This window comes from Streptomyces sp. NPDC017979, from assembly GCF_044328175.1.
Lineage (GTDB): Bacteria > Actinomycetota > Actinomycetes > Streptomycetales > Streptomycetaceae > Streptomyces.
On the sequence record NZ_JBIRGU010000014.1, the window covers coordinates 206,260 to 221,830 of the forward strand.

The 15,571-nt window shown below is 70.4% G+C and carries 27 protein-coding genes; 2 read left to right on the forward strand and 25 right to left on the reverse strand.

The window, feature by feature from the left end:
* Positions 1–37: 37 nt before the first annotated feature.
* The 24 genes from ACH4E8_RS29500 to ACH4E8_RS29615 all read right to left on the reverse strand — a co-directional run bounded on the left by ACH4E8_RS29500 (position 38) and on the right by ACH4E8_RS29615 (position 12,901).
* On the reverse strand, positions 38–433 hold the full coding sequence (locus tag ACH4E8_RS29500; RefSeq protein ID WP_398453877.1) for a hypothetical protein: 396 nt from the start codon (positions 431–433) through the stop codon (positions 38–40).
* A gap of 282 nt (positions 434–715) precedes the next feature.
* Positions 716–1,078 (reverse strand): DUF6221 family protein, encoded by a 363-nt coding sequence (locus ACH4E8_RS29505; RefSeq protein ID WP_398453879.1) that lies wholly within the window; start codon positions 1,076–1,078, stop codon positions 716–718.
* 4 nt (positions 1,079–1,082) lie between these two features.
* Complete coding sequence (locus ACH4E8_RS29510; protein ID WP_398453881.1) at positions 1,083–1,520, reverse strand: HTH domain-containing protein; 438 nt, start codon at positions 1,518–1,520, stop codon at positions 1,083–1,085.
* 60 nt (positions 1,521–1,580) lie between these two features.
* On the reverse strand, positions 1,581–2,231 hold the full coding sequence (locus ACH4E8_RS29515; RefSeq protein WP_398453883.1) for a hypothetical protein: 651 nt from the start codon (positions 2,229–2,231) through the stop codon (positions 1,581–1,583).
* 98 nt (positions 2,232–2,329) lie between these two features.
* Positions 2,330–2,719, reverse strand: coding sequence for a hypothetical protein (locus tag ACH4E8_RS29520; protein WP_398453885.1), 390 nt, complete (start codon positions 2,717–2,719; stop codon positions 2,330–2,332).
* Entirely contained in the window at positions 2,716–3,012 is a 297-nt protein-coding gene (locus tag ACH4E8_RS29525; protein WP_398453888.1) for a hypothetical protein, read from the reverse strand. The genes ACH4E8_RS29520 and ACH4E8_RS29525 overlap by 4 nt, the downstream gene beginning before the upstream one ends.
* Positions 3,013–3,122: 110 nt before the next feature.
* On the reverse strand, positions 3,123–3,353 hold the full coding sequence (locus ACH4E8_RS29530; RefSeq protein WP_398453890.1) for a hypothetical protein: 231 nt from the start codon (positions 3,351–3,353) through the stop codon (positions 3,123–3,125).
* An 89-nt stretch (positions 3,354–3,442) separates the two neighbouring features.
* Entirely contained in the window at positions 3,443–3,853 is a 411-nt protein-coding gene (locus tag ACH4E8_RS29535) for a hypothetical protein (protein ID WP_398453892.1), read from the reverse strand.
* A gap of 51 nt (positions 3,854–3,904) precedes the next feature.
* Positions 3,905–4,369 carry a WhiB family transcriptional regulator gene (locus ACH4E8_RS29540; RefSeq protein WP_398453894.1) on the reverse strand — a complete coding sequence of 155 codons (465 nt, stop codon included), beginning with the start codon at positions 4,367–4,369 and terminating at the stop codon, positions 3,905–3,907.
* Entirely contained in the window at positions 4,366–4,803 is a 438-nt protein-coding gene (locus tag ACH4E8_RS29545) for a hypothetical protein (RefSeq protein WP_398453897.1), read from the reverse strand. Before ACH4E8_RS29545 ends, ACH4E8_RS29540 begins: the two co-directional genes overlap by 4 nt.
* The gene (locus tag ACH4E8_RS29550) at positions 4,800–5,129 is read right to left on the reverse strand and encodes a hypothetical protein (RefSeq protein ID WP_398453899.1); all 330 of its coding nucleotides are present in this window, start codon (positions 5,127–5,129) and stop codon (positions 4,800–4,802) included. Before ACH4E8_RS29550 ends, ACH4E8_RS29545 begins: the two co-directional genes overlap by 4 nt.
* A 283-nt stretch (positions 5,130–5,412) precedes the next feature.
* Positions 5,413–7,944, reverse strand: a complete 2,532-nt coding sequence (locus ACH4E8_RS29555; protein ID WP_398453901.1) for a phage/plasmid primase, P4 family — start codon at positions 7,942–7,944, stop codon at positions 5,413–5,415.
* Positions 7,945–8,045: 101 nt separating this feature from the next.
* A complete protein-coding gene (locus tag ACH4E8_RS29560; RefSeq protein ID WP_398453903.1) occupies positions 8,046–8,669 on the reverse strand; it encodes a hypothetical protein in 624 nt (207 codons plus the stop codon).
* A 19-nt stretch (positions 8,670–8,688) separates the two neighbouring features.
* Positions 8,689–9,495, reverse strand: a complete 807-nt coding sequence (locus tag ACH4E8_RS29565; protein ID WP_398453905.1) for a hypothetical protein — start codon at positions 9,493–9,495, stop codon at positions 8,689–8,691.
* The gene (locus ACH4E8_RS29570) at positions 9,492–9,764 is read right to left on the reverse strand and encodes a hypothetical protein (protein ID WP_398453908.1); all 273 of its coding nucleotides are present in this window, start codon (positions 9,762–9,764) and stop codon (positions 9,492–9,494) included. Before ACH4E8_RS29570 ends, ACH4E8_RS29565 begins: the two co-directional genes overlap by 4 nt.
* The gene (locus tag ACH4E8_RS29575) at positions 9,761–9,982 is read right to left on the reverse strand and encodes a hypothetical protein (protein ID WP_398453910.1); all 222 of its coding nucleotides are present in this window, start codon (positions 9,980–9,982) and stop codon (positions 9,761–9,763) included. Before ACH4E8_RS29575 ends, ACH4E8_RS29570 begins: the two co-directional genes overlap by 4 nt.
* On the reverse strand, positions 9,979–10,590 hold the full coding sequence (locus ACH4E8_RS29580) for a hypothetical protein (protein ID WP_398453912.1): 612 nt from the start codon (positions 10,588–10,590) through the stop codon (positions 9,979–9,981). The genes ACH4E8_RS29575 and ACH4E8_RS29580 overlap by 4 nt, the downstream gene beginning before the upstream one ends.
* Complete coding sequence (locus tag ACH4E8_RS29585; protein WP_398453915.1) at positions 10,587–10,727, reverse strand: hypothetical protein; 141 nt, start codon at positions 10,725–10,727, stop codon at positions 10,587–10,589. Before ACH4E8_RS29585 ends, ACH4E8_RS29580 begins: the two co-directional genes overlap by 4 nt.
* On the reverse strand, positions 10,720–10,911 hold the full coding sequence (locus tag ACH4E8_RS29590; protein WP_398453918.1) for a hypothetical protein: 192 nt from the start codon (positions 10,909–10,911) through the stop codon (positions 10,720–10,722). The genes ACH4E8_RS29585 and ACH4E8_RS29590 overlap by 8 nt, the downstream gene beginning before the upstream one ends.
* Positions 10,908–11,072, reverse strand: a complete 165-nt coding sequence (locus ACH4E8_RS29595; RefSeq protein WP_398453920.1) for a hypothetical protein — start codon at positions 11,070–11,072, stop codon at positions 10,908–10,910. The genes ACH4E8_RS29590 and ACH4E8_RS29595 overlap by 4 nt, the downstream gene beginning before the upstream one ends.
* On the reverse strand, positions 11,069–11,446 hold the full coding sequence (locus ACH4E8_RS29600) for a hypothetical protein (protein WP_398453921.1): 378 nt from the start codon (positions 11,444–11,446) through the stop codon (positions 11,069–11,071). The genes ACH4E8_RS29595 and ACH4E8_RS29600 overlap by 4 nt, the downstream gene beginning before the upstream one ends.
* Positions 11,443–12,255, reverse strand: a complete 813-nt coding sequence (locus ACH4E8_RS29605; RefSeq protein ID WP_398453923.1) for a phage antirepressor — start codon at positions 12,253–12,255, stop codon at positions 11,443–11,445. Before ACH4E8_RS29605 ends, ACH4E8_RS29600 begins: the two co-directional genes overlap by 4 nt.
* Before the next feature lie 92 nt (positions 12,256–12,347).
* On the reverse strand, positions 12,348–12,608 hold the full coding sequence (locus ACH4E8_RS29610) for a helix-turn-helix domain-containing protein (RefSeq protein ID WP_398453925.1): 261 nt from the start codon (positions 12,606–12,608) through the stop codon (positions 12,348–12,350).
* The gene (locus tag ACH4E8_RS29615) at positions 12,605–12,901 is read right to left on the reverse strand and encodes an XRE family transcriptional regulator (RefSeq protein ID WP_398453927.1); all 297 of its coding nucleotides are present in this window, start codon (positions 12,899–12,901) and stop codon (positions 12,605–12,607) included. Before ACH4E8_RS29615 ends, ACH4E8_RS29610 begins: the two co-directional genes overlap by 4 nt.
* A gap of 267 nt (positions 12,902–13,168) precedes the next feature.
* Here ACH4E8_RS29615 and ACH4E8_RS29620 point away from each other — a divergent pair, with 267 nt between their 5' ends.
* Both ACH4E8_RS29620 and ACH4E8_RS29625 read left to right on the forward strand, forming a co-directional pair.
* The gene (locus tag ACH4E8_RS29620) at positions 13,169–13,567 is read left to right on the forward strand and encodes a helix-turn-helix domain-containing protein (protein WP_398453930.1); all 399 of its coding nucleotides are present in this window, start codon (positions 13,169–13,171) and stop codon (positions 13,565–13,567) included.
* A gap of 163 nt (positions 13,568–13,730) precedes the next feature.
* The gene (locus ACH4E8_RS29625; protein ID WP_398453932.1) at positions 13,731–14,177 is read left to right on the forward strand and encodes a hypothetical protein; all 447 of its coding nucleotides are present in this window, start codon (positions 13,731–13,733) and stop codon (positions 14,175–14,177) included.
* 15 nt (positions 14,178–14,192) lie between these two features.
* Here the strand turns inward: ACH4E8_RS29625 and ACH4E8_RS29630 are convergent, their stop codons facing one another.
* Complete coding sequence (locus ACH4E8_RS29630; RefSeq protein WP_398453934.1) at positions 14,193–15,440, reverse strand: tyrosine-type recombinase/integrase; 1,248 nt, start codon at positions 15,438–15,440, stop codon at positions 14,193–14,195.
* Between the last annotated feature and the right edge of the window lie 131 nt (positions 15,441–15,571).

The window sequence follows — 15,571 nt, forward strand, 5'->3', positions numbered from 1 at the left end:
ATGAGAAAGCCCCCGCGGCGGGCGGGGGCTGGTGTGGCTACTGCTGGTGGGGTGGCCCGGAGGCTCCTGGCGGGGGCTGCTGGGGGCCTCCGGGCGTCTGGGGGTTGGGCCATGCCTGCTGCTGGGGTTGGGCCCAGCCGGGTTGCCTGTGCCCCTGCGGCGGCTGCTGGGGCTGCTGCTGTTGGGGTGGGTAGCCGTAGCCGGGCTGCCCGTAGGGCTGCTGTCCGTACGGCTGGCCTGGGGGGAGTTGCTGCTGCGGCGGGTAGCCCTGCTGCGGCTGCTGGTAGACGGGGACCGTGGTGGTCGTCTTGCGTCCCATGGCGGCGGCGATGGGCCATCCGGTGATCGCCCAGAGTCCGCACGTCAAGATCGTGAGGACGATGTGGAGTCCGTGGTTCGCGCCGCGCTTCTGCACGTAGCGCTGCTGGTTCATGGTGTGTGCCCCCCAAAGTGCTTGGTGAGGGCATCGTGGCACGGCTGTGGTCGTGTTGTAAGGGGAATGCGAAGACCGGACAGCGCTGGCTGTTTCCGGGCGCGCGAGTACCGCGCAGGGTCAGGATGCCGTACGGCGGGACGGGACGCAACTACAGGTGTAGTGCGCGGTGCGCCCCGCCGCTGGGGGTGGGAGCGGCGGGGCGCGGGTCCGAGCGCTGCGCCCAGCCAGAGGCGCGAATGTGGACGCCTCCGACGGTACGCCCGGGGTGTGACAGCGGAGCTACCGCCGCCACTCAGGGCGCCACTCGGTCCGATAGTCGGGGTGGGTGGCGTGAGCGTGGGCCAGGACGCGGAGCACGTCAGCGAGCATGAGCTGTTCGTTCTGGGCCGTGAACTTGTTCACGGAAGGCGGGAGAGCGGGGTTGGTCTGGGGGTTCTCGTAGCGGTGCAGCAGCTCCATGATGGCGGCGGCGTCGCTGAGCGTGCGGAACGGGGATTGGCGGGCGACGTGCGCGCGATCCCCGGTGTCGAGCCCTGCAAGGCTCGGGTCGTCGAGCAGGTACGTGCAGGAGCCCCCGGCGGTCTCGGCGACGGCTGTGTCCTCGGCGATGCGGGCGCGGAGGAACGCGATCAGGTCGTCCATGGGCTCATCCTCTCTCGGACGTTGCGGTCGCCGGGTAGTACTCGGCGAAGTCGTCCGCGACTTGGAGCAGCGTCGCGGCGTGGTCGCGGAGTTGCTGCGCCCAGGCGTGGGCGGTGGCGGTGGGTATCGCGACGTGCGACGGCCGGGCCGCGACGACGGCCGCGACGGTGGTCTCCAGGTCGCGCATGGCGTCGCGGGCTTCCTGCGCGCGTCGCGCGAGGGCGTCGCGGCGGTGTCGCGGTGCAGCCGGTTGTGCCTGCTCAGCGGGTCGCGCTGTGTCGCGCTCGATCGCCTGGACGTCGCGCCACACCACGTGCTTGGAGACGTTCAGGCGCCGGGCTATGTCGGCTTGCTGGACGTTGTCGCGGAGGAGTTGCGCGACGCGTGCGCGACGGGCCGCGACGGTCGTTGCGGTGTCGCGGGTACGGTCGTTGGTGGCCATGGGGATGCTCCCGTGGTTGGGCCCGTCCGGTGGTGGCTCACCGGGCGGGCGTTGTCGTGTTCAGGCGGCGGCGGGCGCTGCGGTGCGTGCCGAGCACCAGCCGCAGCGGATCACCGGGGGTTGTCCGTCGCCGCCGTCGAGGAGGAGTTCGCCGCCGCAGGCGCAGTGCCGGCCGGTGGGGATGGTGCGGCGGCTGGTGCCGAGGGCGTGGGTGAGGCGGGCGGCGGCGTGGTCGGCGACGTGGGCGATGCGGTCGTGCTGGGGGCCGGTGAGGGGCTGGCAGGGGCCGGGGGCGCCGACGATGCGGGCGTGGAGCCACAGTGCTGCTGCGGGGGCGGTGCGGGTGCCGGTGTACTGCCAGCGGGCGGGGTCGGTGCGGTCGTCGTGGGCGAGTTGGTTGCGGCGGGTACGGTCGGCGGCCGGCCAGGACGCGGGGGCGTCGCTCATCGGGGTGCGCTGGACCTGGGCGGCGATCTGGTCGGCGGTCTCGACGAGGGCGACGGTGATGGTGCGGATGGTGTCGATGATGTGGAGGCGGACGGGGGCGCTGCGGTCGGCGGGGTCGTACTCGTCCAGGCTGCGCAGGTAGGTCTGGAGCGAGGAGGGCGGCCATGCGTCGTGGGGGCGGGTGGTGCGCTGCTGGAGGAGGTCGGGCCAGTGGGCGATCACGGTCTGAAGCTGCTGCGCGGTCGTGGCGGTGGTGGTGTGCATGGTGCGCTCCGTGCGGTGGCGGGTGGGTACGGTGGTCGCACCTGGGGGCGTGCCTGGTCTGGGGAGATCACGGGCACGCCCCTGTCGCGTGCCTGGGGTCAGGTGGTCGGCTCGTCGGGGCCGGTGCGGGGTAGGTCGAGGGCGTTGCGGAGGCGCCGTAGCCGGTGCCAGGGCATGCAGCGGTGTTGGGCGGCGTGCTGGACGGTGGTGTCGGCGCTGGTGTGGGCGGCGGCGAGGAGGCGGAGCCAGTCTGAGTCGATCCAGACGGTGGAGCCGTGCACGCACCGGCCAGTAGCGGGGTCGGGGGTCGACGGGCAACCGATCTCGACGAGGCCGCCGGAGTAGCGGCCGATGACGAGGTCGCAGTGGGCGTGCCCTTGGATCTGGTCGCGGATGGCGTCCTCGGCGCCTTCGGGATAGTGGTAGCTGCTGCTGGTGGCGATGGCGGGGTCGTGGGAGAGGCAGAGGATGCGGTAGGCGCTGCTCACGGCTGGTCCTTCGGCTGCTCGTCGAGGGCGGCGCGGAGCTCGCTGATGACGTCGGCACGTTCGGGACCGCCCCAGTCGGCGTCGGCGAGCGCGGCGTGGACGCGCTTGATGGCGGCTTCGGCAGCCTCGGCGCGGGCCCGCAGGGTCTCGGTGCGTCGGGCAAGGAGCTGCTTGGTCTGAGTGGTGACGGCGTCGGAGATGTTGGCGGCGCGCTCGGCCTTCTCGGCGCGCTGGTAGAGGTGGTCGAGGGCGTCATCGGTGATGGTGTCGGCGGTGTGCCGGGTGCTGGTCACGGTGGGGCTCCTGGTGTCCGTGTGCGGGCGTGTGGTGGTGTGGTGGGCGCGGGGGCCGCTGTACGGGTGTTCGGCCGTCTGGCGGGCGTACAGCGGCCCCGGCGGGGCTCTCAGAGGAACTGGATCTCGGCGCTGGCCCACTTCACGCAGTAGGCGTAGTGGCCGACGATGACGGCGAGGCCGATCGTGGTGCGGCTGAACTGGTTCTCGTAGCGGTTCCATGTGGCGCGCGGGCGGCTGGGCAGGTCGTCGGCGATGCGGTAGCGGTAGAACTTCGGGCGGTGGTACCGGGGGCGGTGGTTGATCTCTCGTCCGAGGTCGTCGAAGTTGGCGCCGGGCATGGTCAGTTCTCCTTCGTGGTCGGGTTGGCGAGCGCCAGGAGCACGGCTCCGTGGCAGTGGTCGGGCTCGCCGGGGGCGGGCAGCGGGGATCAGGGTGTCTCCGTCCGGCCGTCGAAGGCCGGGTCGACCTCGGGGTGGGTGAAGTCGATCCGCTTGCCCAGCGACCGGGCGTAGGCGATCTCTGCGCGGGTGGAGTCGCCGATGTAGTCGCCGACGACGAGGACACGCCACGCGAGCCGGATCTTGGCCCGGTGGAGGTCGTCAAGCCGCTGCTTCCCGGCGTCGGCGTCGGCGGGGTCGGCCCACAGCGGGTGCGGGGTCTTCATGTCGCAGCCGGGGCGGACGACGATGCGCCCGGCCCAGGTCAGCTCGCGGTCGGCCTCGTTCATGGCGTCCATGAAGCGGGTGCTGCCGCAGATGGCGACGATCTCGGGGATGTTGAGGCCGAGCATGCCGGCGCAGAGCCGCTCGGCGGGGGTCTGGAGCTGGGGGTACGACATCAGGAGTTCTCCTTCGTGGGCGCGGTCGGCGCGGAACCGGGTGGCCGGTGGTCAGGTGGCGGTAGCTCGGTCGCGTCGTCGCTGGCTGGCGAGTCGGTTGACGACGCGGCATCGGGCGCAGGGGCGTTCGCCGAGGCGGCGGTGGATCTGGTAGCCGGTGAGGCTGCCGCCTTTGGCGTGTTCGTCGGCGAGCCGGTGGCGACGGTCGGCTTCGAGGGCGGTGGCCCACCAGGTTTCGCACGCGGTGCAGGTCTCCTTGCGGCGGCGGTGCTTCTGGATGGCGCGGTGTGTGCGGCACTCGGGCTCGCTCGCGGATCTGGCTCGGCGTGCCTGTCGACGGCGGTCCTTCTCGGTGAGTCCGCCCCAGGTTCCCCAGGGGATGTTCTGGGCGGTCGCGTACTCGGTGCACGGCTTCCGCAGGGGGCAGAATCCGCATGCGGTGACGGCTTCGGCTTGGTCCTGGGGCTTGGTGGAGAACCAGAGTTCCGGCGCGGCGGTGCACGGGGTGGGGGTCATGACGCGGCTCCCCATTGGAATGCGGCGTGCTGGTCGGCGCTGATTTCCTGGATGTGGAGGACGATTTGCCCGCCGGTCGCGGTGGGGCCAATGCGCATGTCGGGTCCGACGACGCGGGTGTGGTCGTCGTCCTCAAGGACTCCCGCATCGACGATCCCGTCGACCGCGGCCTTGAAGCTCGGGTACCAGTTCGCGGGGTCGGCGCGGCGCCGGGACGGAGGGTGGAGCACTCCGAGGATGTAGGCGCGGTGGAGCACCGGGGCGGCTCCAGCGGCGGTGAGGGCGGCGCGCATCGTGTCGTTCTCGGAGCAGGCGGTCATGGCGGCGGCGCGGATGGCTGCGGTGGTTTCGGCGCGTACGCGGTGGTGGAGGCGCTGGTTGGCGTTGAGGAGCTTCAGCCCGGGTGGTAGCGCGAGGGTGAAGTGGCGGGTCATATGAGGGTCTCCTGCACGGGGTTCGGTGGACAGACGTGGTCGGCGATGACCGGGTGTTTCGAATGGGCTGCGAACCCGGGGTTGCGCCAGACGATGCGTCGGACGCCGAGGGCGGTGGTGGTGAGGTGCCAGGTGAGACGTCCGTCGAGGCGGGCGAGGATCTCGGTGGTGGCGTCGATCGGTGTCGGGTCCGCGACGACGTCGAGGGCGGCGACACGGCCGGCACGGGCGGTGAGCACCGGAGCGTGGCAGCGGGAGCAGGTTGTGTTGCGGGCGTGGTCGGAGCTGGCGGCGATCTTTGCTGCGACGCCTGGGTTCATGGCCATGGCTGGTCCTGAATGAGTGACCGCAGTGACAGCAGTGACCGATCCTGGGGTTCTTTGCATTGACCTTCTTGCGCACGTACGGAGTTGGAACCCGAGAATTACGGTCACTGCGGTCACTGGCGTTCGGAAGGTGCAGGTCAAATGAGGAATCAGGCAGTGACAGAGGGATGGTGCGTACGGTCACTGATCGGTCACTGCTGTCACTGATGACGAGGGGCCTGGCGCCGGGTATGAAAAGGATGTCCGAGTTGTGCTCTCCGGGCTGAAGGATCACGACCACGGTCTACTCCTCGGGCTCGTCGTCGCGGTCGTCATCCAGTGACCGATCGAGGACCGCGATGCCGACGTAGAAGCGGCGCCCGTTGGAGCGGATCTGCTCAATGCCGAAGCGGGTCCGCAGCTCTCGGCCGAAGACCTGAGGCTTGAGGGGGGTCTCGCCTTCGGCGCGGCACCAGTCGTCGTACGCGGCCCGGAGCTTGGCGGTGTTGATCAGTACGTGGGTTCCTCCGCCGAGGTGGCAGGAGTCGCCGATGAACCGGGCGAGGGCGTCTTCCTCGGCGGCGTACTGGGCGGTCGCGGCCTTCACGGAGTCTGGGTCCTGGAGCCCGCTGCGGAACACGGCCACCGCCCCGGCCGCGATCCAGGCGAGGATCCCGGGGCCTTCCTCGGTGATGAGGAGTTGGTCAAGGTCTTCGATGATCTCCGTGGGGGTGTGAGTGAAGGGGATGAGGCGCAGCCGCCGCCAGAAGGAGTTGCCGCCGGCGGATACGCGGGGCTGGTGGTTGCCCATCAGCCACAGCTTGTGGGTGGGCTCGAAGGTGAAGTGGTCCTGCCGCATGAACCTCGCGGTGAGTCCATCCCCGCCGGTGAGTTCCTTGACCTTCGCCTCGTCGAACTTGGCGTCCTGGTTGACCTCGGAGGCGATGACGAGGCGCAGCCCGTGGAGGCGGGCGATCTCGGTCTCGTGGCGCTGTCCTCCGGCCATGAGGAACGCGTTCGGCGCGGTCGCTGCGTAGTCGCCGAGGAGGCCCCGCAGCACGTTGAGGAAGACGCCCTTGCCGTTGCCGCCCGGGCCGTGGAGGAAGGGGAGGATGTGCCACTTCACGGAGCCGCTGGCGGAGTATCCGGCCATGCGCTGGACGTAGCCGAGGAGTTCGGTGTCGTCGCCGAAGGTCTGGGCGAGGAACTCGTTCCACCGCGGGGTGGGTGCTTCGGGGTCGGGGGCGACGGTGGTGGACCGGGTGTGCATCTCGTCGGGGTTCGGCGCCGTGATCGTCCCGGTGGTGAGGTCGACGGCGCCGGCGGGGGTGTTGAGGAGCATGCGGTGCGCGTCGAGCTGGTGGGCGTGGGCGACGGTGCGCGGGTCGGTGGTGGCCATGGCCACCATGGCGGAGATCCCGGCGGCGGAGAGGGAGCGGGCGCGGTGCTTCGCTTCGCCCTCTCCGTTGGGGAGTTCGCGGGCGATGGCGCGGGCCATTTCCCGTACGGCGCCGGCGTCGTCCCATGCCCAGCGGTGGCCGTCCCAAACGAGCCAGCGACCGCGCTGCGGTACGTAGCGGATCTCGGTCTCGTGGGTGTCGATGAGCCGGAGCGCGTTCCCGTCGTCGGTGCGGGTGTACGTCTGCGGCTCGGAGGTCGGGTGCTGCACGACGTTGAGTGCGGCGGTCCCGTCCACAGGCGCGACGGGGGTGGGGACGGCGGTGAGGTGGCGGCGTGGGGGCTCGGGCGCGGGCTGGCCGTAGCCCTGGCGGCGGAGCGCTCCCGCGGCGGCGGTGTGGTCGCCGCCGTGGTTGAGGAGGGCGTGGGCGCCGAACTTGGTGTACGGGACTTCGGTGGCGAACTCGGTGGACGTGGTGAACACGTAGAGGCGGTCGCGTGCCGGGTCGCGGCCGGTGGTGGCGCTCGGCTCTCTCCCGTTCTTCCCGGGGCGCTGCCAGTACGAGGTGTGTCCCGAGGTGAAGAGCAGCTTCCACCCGTGCGGGGTGAGGATGTCGGCCCAGGTCGTCTTGGCTTCGTAGTCGTCCCCCGGGGAGACACCAGTGTCGGGGCCTGGGCCGGTGCCGAAGAGGAACGCGGCGGCCTCGTCGACCGGTTCGTTGATCACATTCGAGGAGCCTCGAATGTGATCACCAGGCTCATCCGTGGGGACGGTGTCGAGCATGCGGCACACGGCGTGGAGTGCGCGGTGCTCGTCCGCGGTGATGCTTGGGGTGGTGGCGGGTCCGCCGGCGAGGAGTTCGTACGGGGCGCCGGTGGGGTGCACCGGTCCGCTGCTGGGCGCGGTGACGACGAAGCCGCCTTCGCCGCGGGTCTCGATGAGGGGCCTGATGATGCGCTTCCCGGGGTGCCGGGCGAGGAGCTGCTGCTCGGCGTCGGTCAGCTCGTCGTCGCGGGCGAGGCGGGAGGCGAGCTTGGTGTTCCCGGGTACGGGGGCGTCGGCGACGCGGTAGTGGAGGTGGAGGCCACCGGAGGGGGAACGTTCCGCCCAGCCGGTGGCGAGGCGGGACCACAGGTCGCCGAGTCCGGAGGCGTCGAGGACTGTGGTCAGGTCGTCGAGGACTCCTTCGACGACGGCGCGGCCTTCGAGTTCGAGCATCTCCAGTCCACCGGACACGGCGCCGCACACCACACCCACCCCGGGGTGTCCGTGGGCGAACCAGGCGCGCACCTGCTGCTCGTCGGCGCGCTGGGTTTGGGCGTGCTTCCAGTCGCCGAGGGGGCGTTTCGTCCCGTCGGCTCGTACGGCCACCACTGAGCAGCCCGCGGCGTGCAGCGCGAGCGCTGCGGTGAGCGTTGGGGTTGTGGTGTCGCTCAACGGTGGCTCCTTGTACGTGTGCGTGAGGGTCGTCGCCCGGGGCGGGGTGTGGAGGCCGGCCGCCCCGGGCGGTGTTGCAGGAAGGCGGTACTGCGAGGGGGTTAGAAGGGGGCCACGCCGCCGCTACTGGCTGCGGCTGCGGCTTGCTGCTGGGCGACGAGCGCCGCGGTGGCCGGGGAGTTCATCGCGGCCTGGAGCTGCTCCGCCGTCATCCCCGGGACCTGAGCCGCGGCGGGCGGCTGCTGCGCGATGGGCTGCTGCGCCACCGGGTCAGGGGTGTTCAGCTCGTTCTGCGCCGCCGGGACGTAGGACGCGTCGAAGTTCTTGGGCGCGTTGAACCGCGGGTTGGACTTCTGCCCGTCGCGGGCGTAGGTGACCGACAGGGTTCCGCCGACTTCCAGACCGCGGGCCCCGGCGCCGCGGACCGCGGCGGCGACGGCGTTCTTCATCTGGCCCTTGACGTAGAGGCGGCGGGTCCCGTCGTCTTCCGGGTTGGCCGGGTCGCGCTCGGCGGTGGCGAGGGTGACGACGAGCTGCATCTGCGGCTTCCCGTCGTCCCAGAACTTCAGCTCGCCGGTGGTGAAGTCGCGCTGCTGCTCGACGGTGGGCCGCTCGGTGATCCGCCCGGACACGGTGGTGCCGAGGGCGGGGAACTTCGCGCTCGGGACGCCGCCGCCCATGAGGAAGTCGTCGGCGGAGGGAACCTGCTGCTGCGGGGTTGTCATGGTGTGTCTGCTTTCTGTGTTATGCGATGAGTGCTTCGAGCTGGCTGCTCTTGGCTTCGGTCTGGGCTCCGGGGCATCCCTGCGAGAGGTCGTCGCTTCCGGGCTTCAGCCACGGACAGAAGCGGCAGTTCGCCGCCTTGTCGGTGGGGATCTGGGACCAGCGCTCCGGGTGGGCCTCGGGGTTGAGGTCGTAGATGCGCTGGTAGATGCGATCCAGGCGGGCGAGCGCGTCGAGGGCGATCTGCTTGTCGTACGGCTCGGACCACACGTGGACGCGTAGCTCGTGGTAGCGGGCGATGAACACGACCACGACCCGGGACGGGGGCTGGCCGGCGTTCTCTTGCCCGAGCCCGTAGAGGTGGGCTTGGATGCGGTACTTCTGGCTGGGGCCCTGGCGCCGGTACTTGTCCAAGCTGGACAGGCCGACGAGTTTCCAGTCGTAGTTGAGCGCGGTCAGCCGGTCGAACAGGTCCGACGATCCGGCGAGTGCCGCGTTCGGGGTGGAGCCCTCGCGTACGGTGACGCGTTCCTCGATGCGGTACCGCGGCTGCCCGTTGGCGAGGGTGGTCTGCCGGGCCTCGAACTTCTCGGCCATCCACATGTGGAACCCGGTGCCAATGACCGCGGCGATCGGGTCGTGGCGAGTGTTGACCTGGGGCCAATCGTGGATCCGGTACGAGAGCTGCCGCTCGCACGGTTCCCCGACGTCGCTGGGGCCAATGGCGGATTGCAGGCTGCGGGGGCTGTTCGCGTCGGAGTCGACGATGAACTGACCGATGCGTTCGGCGAGGTGCTCCGAGTACTCGTCGCTTCCAGTAGCGATCACCGGCTGCTCCGGAGGGTGTAGTGCCGCCCGTCGTGTGGGCCGCGGGTGTCGAGGTGCCCGAGGCGGGCGAGGAGTTCGAGGTCGCGCCGTGCGGTGCCCCGCTGCGTGACCGGGCTGCCGGTTCGGCGCCGCCAGGTCTGGACACGGCCGGTGGACCACCGGCCCCCCTGGGCGTGGATCGCGGCGAGGAGTTGGGCGACGCGGGGTCGGAGGGGCGCGGGCCCGGTGGCCGGGGCGGTGTGCGCCCCGGCCAGCGCGGTGTTCGTCATGCGGCGTCACCGCCCGCGCGGCGAACGCGCGCCCGGTCTCGCTGCTGGTCGCGCTCTGCCTCTAGGCAGGGCTCGCAGAGCGGCTCCCTGCGGTAGCGGTGCTGCTTCGATCCGGCGTAGGTGCCGTGCGCGATCGGCTTGCGCTGGCTACCACCGCGGGGTCGCTTGAGGCCGATGTCCTTGATGAGCTGGTCCAACTCGGCGTCGGTGAGGGTCATTCGTCGGCCTCCTCGTCGTACACGGCGGCGACGGTGAGGGCCTCGACGACGTAGCCGGTGGTGCGCTCCATGCCGCCGGCCTCGATGACGAGTTCGGCGACGCCGCCCTCTTCGTCTTCGTCCTCGATCCAGTCGAGGGTGGCTCGCCGACCGGCGCGCCACGTCCGGCGCTCTTCGGTCTCGCAGTGCCGGCGGGCCTCGGCCGCGGACTGGTAGAGGCCCATGACGATGGAGTCGTGGGAAGCGCGGTAGACCGTGACGTCCTCGGCCGCGGGCGGCACCAGCTCGGCGGCGGGCGCGGCCTCGGCGGCCATGCTGCGGATCGCGTGCCCGGCGTCGGCCCACGATGCCGCTGCCCGTGCCTCGGTCGGGGACCCTGCGATCCGCCGCATCCGAGCGGCCCGCTGGCCCAGAGCGTCAGCGGCCTCCCGCAGCGCGGCGGCGCGCACCTCGGCACGGATCAGTGGACGGGCTGCGGTCAGGACCGCATCAGCCAGCGACTCGTACGGGGCCATGAACGTGGTGCTGGGATGGTCCCGTACAGCCTGGATCGCGGCGAGGCGGGCGGGCGACTGATCGCCTGGATTGGGATCGGCAAACGCGCTCATCGGGGTCCTCCGGTCGTGGTCGTCGTGGTGGTGGGCGCGGGAGCGGGTACGGGGCGCCAGCGGCCGTAGTCGCCGAAGCCGTCCTCGGCCATCGCGCGGGCCCAGTCGGGCGTCTCGTCGAGGTCGTCGTCACGCACCGGGGCCTCCCGGGCAGTCCGAGCAGCGGGCGGCGGTCGACGCGAGGGGCCGGCCGCACGAGCAGGCGGCCAGCACCGGGCGTCCCGGCTCCGACACGGTGGTGGTGTGCGGCTCGACCGCGTACCGGATGGCGATGCACCCAGCGCCCCAGATCAGCGCGGCGACGATGACGATCCAGATCACGACACGTCACCCGCCTCGGCGTCGGCGGCCGACGCCTTCAGCTCGGCGATCCGGTCCGCGGCGTCCAGCCAGGGCTGCACCTCGACGGCCGGCCGGTCGTGCCCGAGCGGCAGCGCACCCTGCTCAGCCACCGCGGCGGCCACCTCGTCCCGGGCGCTCACGACGCCACCGCCCGCAGCAGCTCCGGCATCACGGACTCACCCACCGGCACCGGCACGGACACCCGCACCGGCACCCGCGAACCAGACGACGACGGCAGAGCGAACGTCCGCAGCGACCACAACTGCACGCCCTCGAACACGGCGGACCGCTGAATCTCCCCGCCCAACGCCCCCAGCCACTCGACCAGCTCGTCCGGGTCGGCGACCGACACGTACACCAGCTCGGGCCGGGCAACGATCGTCGGCGCGGGCAGGCTCAACTCCTCGGCCAGCCGCTCCACCACGAGGCGGTTCGCGTGCTGCTCCTTCAACCGCGCCGTCTCGACGGCCACATCCCAGGCGACCGGCGGCAAGCTCGTCGTCGGCGTCGTCATGCCGCACCGCCCAGCGTCGCCGTGGACGGGATCACCATCTGGGCCGTACCACCGAGCCGCTTGTGCAACTCGTGCAGCCCCTTCACCGTCACCCGCAACTGCGGGGCGTCCAAGACCAGCTCACCCGTCCGCGGGTGGTAGTGCGACTGCGGCAGCTCCGACAACCAGCGCCGCTCGATCGCGTACTGCTTCGCCCTGTACCGGTGGTCCGCGTTCTGGACGTAGGCCCAGCTCAGTTCGTGAAGGATGCCGAACAGTCGGTTCCTGCCGGTCTTGATGCTCGGGTCGCGGGACAAGATCTTCGCCGCGTCCGCGACGGCGAAATCCCCCTCGGCGGTCGCCAGCGTGTTCCACGAGTGCGCGACCGGCTCCAGCTCGGCGACGCGGGCCTCCGCAGCGACACGAGCCTGCTCCGACTCGATCGCCGCGTGGAGCGCGTCGAGCTTCGTCATCTCCCGCGGCGCGGCGCCGTACGCTCCGGTGCGGCGGATCGACGGGATCACTTCGTGCGTCAGCCAGCGTCGGAACGGCTTCACCCGCGGCGAGCGGGAGATCAGCATCAGCGCGTACACACCGGGCTCGGAGACGAGCACCATCTGCTGCGGGCCGCCAAGGGTGTCCACGACCGCGGACACCCTCTCGTCGGCGTCGAGTTGGGCGAGCGCGTCGCGGTACTTGCTGATCCCGACGACGTCGCAGGCGTCCTTGCCGACGAACCACGGCTCGCCGTCGACCATGACGGACCGCACGTGCTGCGCGGTCTCGGGGAAGGTGAACACCAGCGGGGTGTTCATGGATGATGAGGACACGCGTCCTCTCCTCTCGATCGTGTACTGATCGGTGGGGTTGGTGATGCGCAGGGGTCGCGTACGGACCAGGCCCGGTCCGGGGCGGCCCCGACCTATGCGGTACGGCGCGAGGGCAGCGGCTTCAGGTACGCCAGCGGGTGCGCCCCCGCCATCGGCGCCGACGCCACTGCCAGTGGGCCGGTCGACGGCTCGTGGTGGTGCATCTGGTCGATGCGGTCGAGGTCAGCCGCCGTGAAGGTCACGACGCGCCCCTTCTTGGAGTGCGGCAGTTGGCCGATGTTCCGGCGCAACCACCGCTCCTCGACGCGCAGTTCCTCGGCGGCCTCGGGGTAGGTGAAGCGGCGCGTCGTCATGCCGTCGCCACGGCGCGGAGCTGCGCCCGGGGGAGCGCCGACGCGGCGCGCTCGTCGGGGAGCCACAGGACCAGCAGGTCCACGCCGAGCGCGGCGGCGATGGCGTGGGCCGTGGCCTCGTCCCGGACGCCGATCTGCTCGCCGGTGAGGAGGTTGCCGATGGTCCCGTGAGGGACGCCCGCCCGGTCGGCGAGCTGGCGGATGCTGACCGCGTCGCCACGGCCGGTGCGCTTCATCAGCGCTTCCAGGAGGGTGATGCTGACGATCTTGTAACAGGGGGCAGGTCTGGTCACGTCCACCTCGTGCGGCGATTCATTGCACTGCTTGGATGGCTGAAGCATTGCACAGCTTGGATGGAACGTCCAGGGGCTTGGATATCGCCTATCTGGCAGGGGAGTTGGCGCAGCCCCCTCTGGCGGTGCCGGCCATTTGCGTGGACAATCTGTCCAGCGTGCGGGATGAGGGGTCCCGCACCACCAGGGGGAATGCGCCTCTCACCCCGCTGGTCACATGGACACCCCACAGCCCATGACATGACACGGAGTGGCAGGATGAGCCTCATGGCTGCCGAAGACCGAGCGCCCGCGCCTGAGCGGACACAGCTCCGAGACCTCCTCAGGGAGCGACGGGCTGCCCTGGGCTTGAGCTACCTCAAGCTCGCTCAGCGGTGCGTCGATCCGGAGAGTGGGCAGCAGTCCGTGAAGGACAGTTGGCTGCATCGCCTGGAGACCGGACAGCCCGTGGAGCCGCCGAAGTTGGCGGCGCTGCGAGGTATGGCGGTTGGGCTCGCCGTGCCGCTGCGCGTGGTCCAGGATGCTGCGGCAGCAGAGTTCTTCGGTGTGGACACCGTGTATGCCGACGACGAGGAGGGGCGGATGTTCCTCTCCCGCTTCTCCGCCTTCTCTCCTGAAGATCGCAGGAAGATGCTCGCCGTGATGGATGCGTGGCTCAAGCAGTAAGCCTCACCTAACCCTGCGTGCGACTGGCGTAACTGCTAGTCAAACGTTTCACTCCGGTGCATGATGGTGCTCCGCCTGGGGGTGGAATGTGAAGCTCCGGTGCGCACTGCCGTTCGAACGTACGTGCGACTACGGTGGAGTGCGCCGATAGCATGGGGGAGAGATGCGCACCATCGCTAAGATCCGCTACCAGATCGACACCGACGGCTGCATCCCAGCCGATCGAGTCGCGTACATCACCGAGGCTGCCGGACACGCCACCGCGTACTTCCGCCCCGGCCACGCCACCGCCGCTCTGTGTGAGCGGCTCACCGCTCTTCAGCGGCCGCTCCTGGAGTACGGGCAATGGGTCCAGGACTGGGACGAGTCGGACTGCGCGCACCGCGCGGACAAGCCAGCAGAGGGCCGCTCCATCGCCCGTGCCTCCTGGGAGATCGTCCCCGCCCGACTCCTACCCGACGGCGTCCTGTGCTTCCCCGTCGAGAAGCCCGGTGCCTTCGTCTGGATGATCCGCGAGAAGCAGATCACCGCGCAATGCCTCGCCGAGATGAACGCCTACTGCGCGAGGATCGTCGGCGACGGCCTGTGGAGGCAGCAGTGGGGCGGCTGAACCGCCCCACCACCATCAGACCGCCCTAAGCCCCGCCCGCGGCGCCGGAACACCCATGACGGCCTCGACGGCGGTAATGATGTCGTCGTCGAGGCTACGCACCAGATGCCCGTACCGGTCGACCGTGGTCTGAATCGACTCATGGCCCAACCGGATCTGGATCGCAGGCAGCGGGATGCCCGCACCGATCAGCCACGCCACATGCGTGTGCCGCAGGTCATGCAGACGCGGTCGCTTCGGAAGCCCCTTCTCGATCGCGAGCCGCACAGCCGGCTGCCACTTCCGGTGGTAGAAGTTCGAATGCCGCCAGTGCCGCCCCGTGGCCGTGCGGAACAGGTAGTCGTCGTGGCTGCGCCCCGTCGCGTGACGCCGAGCCACCTCCACCTGCGCGGGCGCCAGCGCGATGATCCGCCGCGCCTTCTTGGTCTTCGGCGGCCCTAGGAAGAACGACCCGCCAAGGCTCCCCTTCTTCGCCTTCTTCCACGCCCTCTGGACGCTCACGGACGGCCTGTCCGAGGTGAGGTTGAGATCGGACACCTTCAGCGCGGACGCCTCACCCCAGCGCATCCCCGTGCCCACCAGCCAGTCGGCCAGGTCCCGCGCGTCAGGGTCCGTGATCTCCGCCGCGACACGGGCGTACTCGTCGCGCTCAAGGAAGCACATCTCCTCGTCGACGTGATCGTCCACACGGGGCAGGTTCGTCCTCTTGCAGGGGTTCGTGGTGCGGAGCTGCGGGGTGGCCTCCACGGCGGCCTGGAAGATGCAGAACATGAGCCCGTGCCGGTTCGCGATGCTCTTCGGGTCAGCCGGCCGCCGCGCCCACTTCTCTAGGCCGTCGGGGTCCGGCTCGCCCTTCTCCTCGACACGGACCCAGTCGGTCACGTCGTCCTGGGTGACGTTGCACACCGTTGCCGGGTGCTCGCGGCCGGCGGCATCGACGTGCTGGAGAAGGGAGAGGTGGATGCGCAGCTCGCGGAGGTAGTCCTCACGCGTGCGCTCGTCGATGCCGGTGAGGCGGTTGATGTAGCGGGTGCCGTATTCGACCCAGGGGACGTCGCCGGGGATGGAGGGCTCCTCGACGAAGCCCTTCCCTCGAACCCAGCCGTGCGGCCACCGGTTGCCGTGGGCCTCGACCAGCTTCTTGAACTGGTCGGCTTGGCCGTCGTCGCTGAAGTTCTCGGTCTGCCAGCCCCCGTCTTGCCGCCACTTGACCTGGTAGGTGACCGTGCCGTCCTTCTTGGGCCGTTCCACGATGCTCGCCATGGGCCGACGATACGACCAGATCACCGGGCTGTGTTCCCATGATGTTCCCAAGAGTTTGGGCATGAAGAAGGGCTGACCCGTTTTCACAGGTCAGCCCTTGATCAATCAGGGTGAGTGACGGGACTCGAACC

Coding starts and splice junctions, on each gene's coding strand:
- ACH4E8_RS29500 (WP_398453877.1), bottom strand. CDS start 433: ATGAACCAGCAGCGCTACGTGCAGAAGCGCGGCGCGAACCACGGACTC.
- ACH4E8_RS29505 (WP_398453879.1), bottom strand. CDS start 1,078: ATGGACGACCTGATCGCGTTCCTCCGCGCCCGCATCGCCGAGGACACA.
- ACH4E8_RS29510 (WP_398453881.1), bottom strand. CDS start 1,520: ATGGCCACCAACGACCGTACCCGCGACACCGCAACGACCGTCGCGGCC.
- ACH4E8_RS29515 (WP_398453883.1), bottom strand. CDS start 2,231: ATGCACACCACCACCGCCACGACCGCGCAGCAGCTTCAGACCGTGATC.
- ACH4E8_RS29530 (WP_398453890.1), bottom strand. CDS start 3,353: ATGCCCGGCGCCAACTTCGACGACCTCGGACGAGAGATCAACCACCGC.
- ACH4E8_RS29535 (WP_398453892.1), bottom strand. CDS start 3,853: ATGTCGTACCCCCAGCTCCAGACCCCCGCCGAGCGGCTCTGCGCCGGC.
- ACH4E8_RS29540 (WP_398453894.1), bottom strand. CDS start 4,369: ATGACCCCCACCCCGTGCACCGCCGCGCCGGAACTCTGGTTCTCCACC.
- ACH4E8_RS29545 (WP_398453897.1), bottom strand. CDS start 4,803: ATGACCCGCCACTTCACCCTCGCGCTACCACCCGGGCTGAAGCTCCTC.
- ACH4E8_RS29550 (WP_398453899.1), bottom strand. CDS start 5,129: ATGGCCATGAACCCAGGCGTCGCAGCAAAGATCGCCGCCAGCTCCGAC.
- ACH4E8_RS29560 (WP_398453903.1), bottom strand. CDS start 8,669: ATGACAACCCCGCAGCAGCAGGTTCCCTCCGCCGACGACTTCCTCATG.
- ACH4E8_RS29570 (WP_398453908.1), bottom strand. CDS start 9,764: ATGACGAACACCGCGCTGGCCGGGGCGCACACCGCCCCGGCCACCGGG.
- ACH4E8_RS29575 (WP_398453910.1), bottom strand. CDS start 9,982: ATGACCCTCACCGACGCCGAGTTGGACCAGCTCATCAAGGACATCGGC.
- ACH4E8_RS29580 (WP_398453912.1), bottom strand. CDS start 10,590: ATGAGCGCGTTTGCCGATCCCAATCCAGGCGATCAGTCGCCCGCCCGC.
- ACH4E8_RS29600 (WP_398453921.1), bottom strand. CDS start 11,446: ATGACGACGCCGACGACGAGCTTGCCGCCGGTCGCCTGGGATGTGGCC.
- ACH4E8_RS29610 (WP_398453925.1), bottom strand. CDS start 12,608: ATGACGACGCGCCGCTTCACCTACCCCGAGGCCGCCGAGGAACTGCGC.
- ACH4E8_RS29620 (WP_398453930.1), top strand. CDS start 13,169: ATGGCTGCCGAAGACCGAGCGCCCGCGCCTGAGCGGACACAGCTCCGA.
- ACH4E8_RS29625 (WP_398453932.1), top strand. CDS start 13,731: ATGCGCACCATCGCTAAGATCCGCTACCAGATCGACACCGACGGCTGC.
- ACH4E8_RS29630 (WP_398453934.1), bottom strand. CDS start 15,440: ATGGCGAGCATCGTGGAACGGCCCAAGAAGGACGGCACGGTCACCTAC.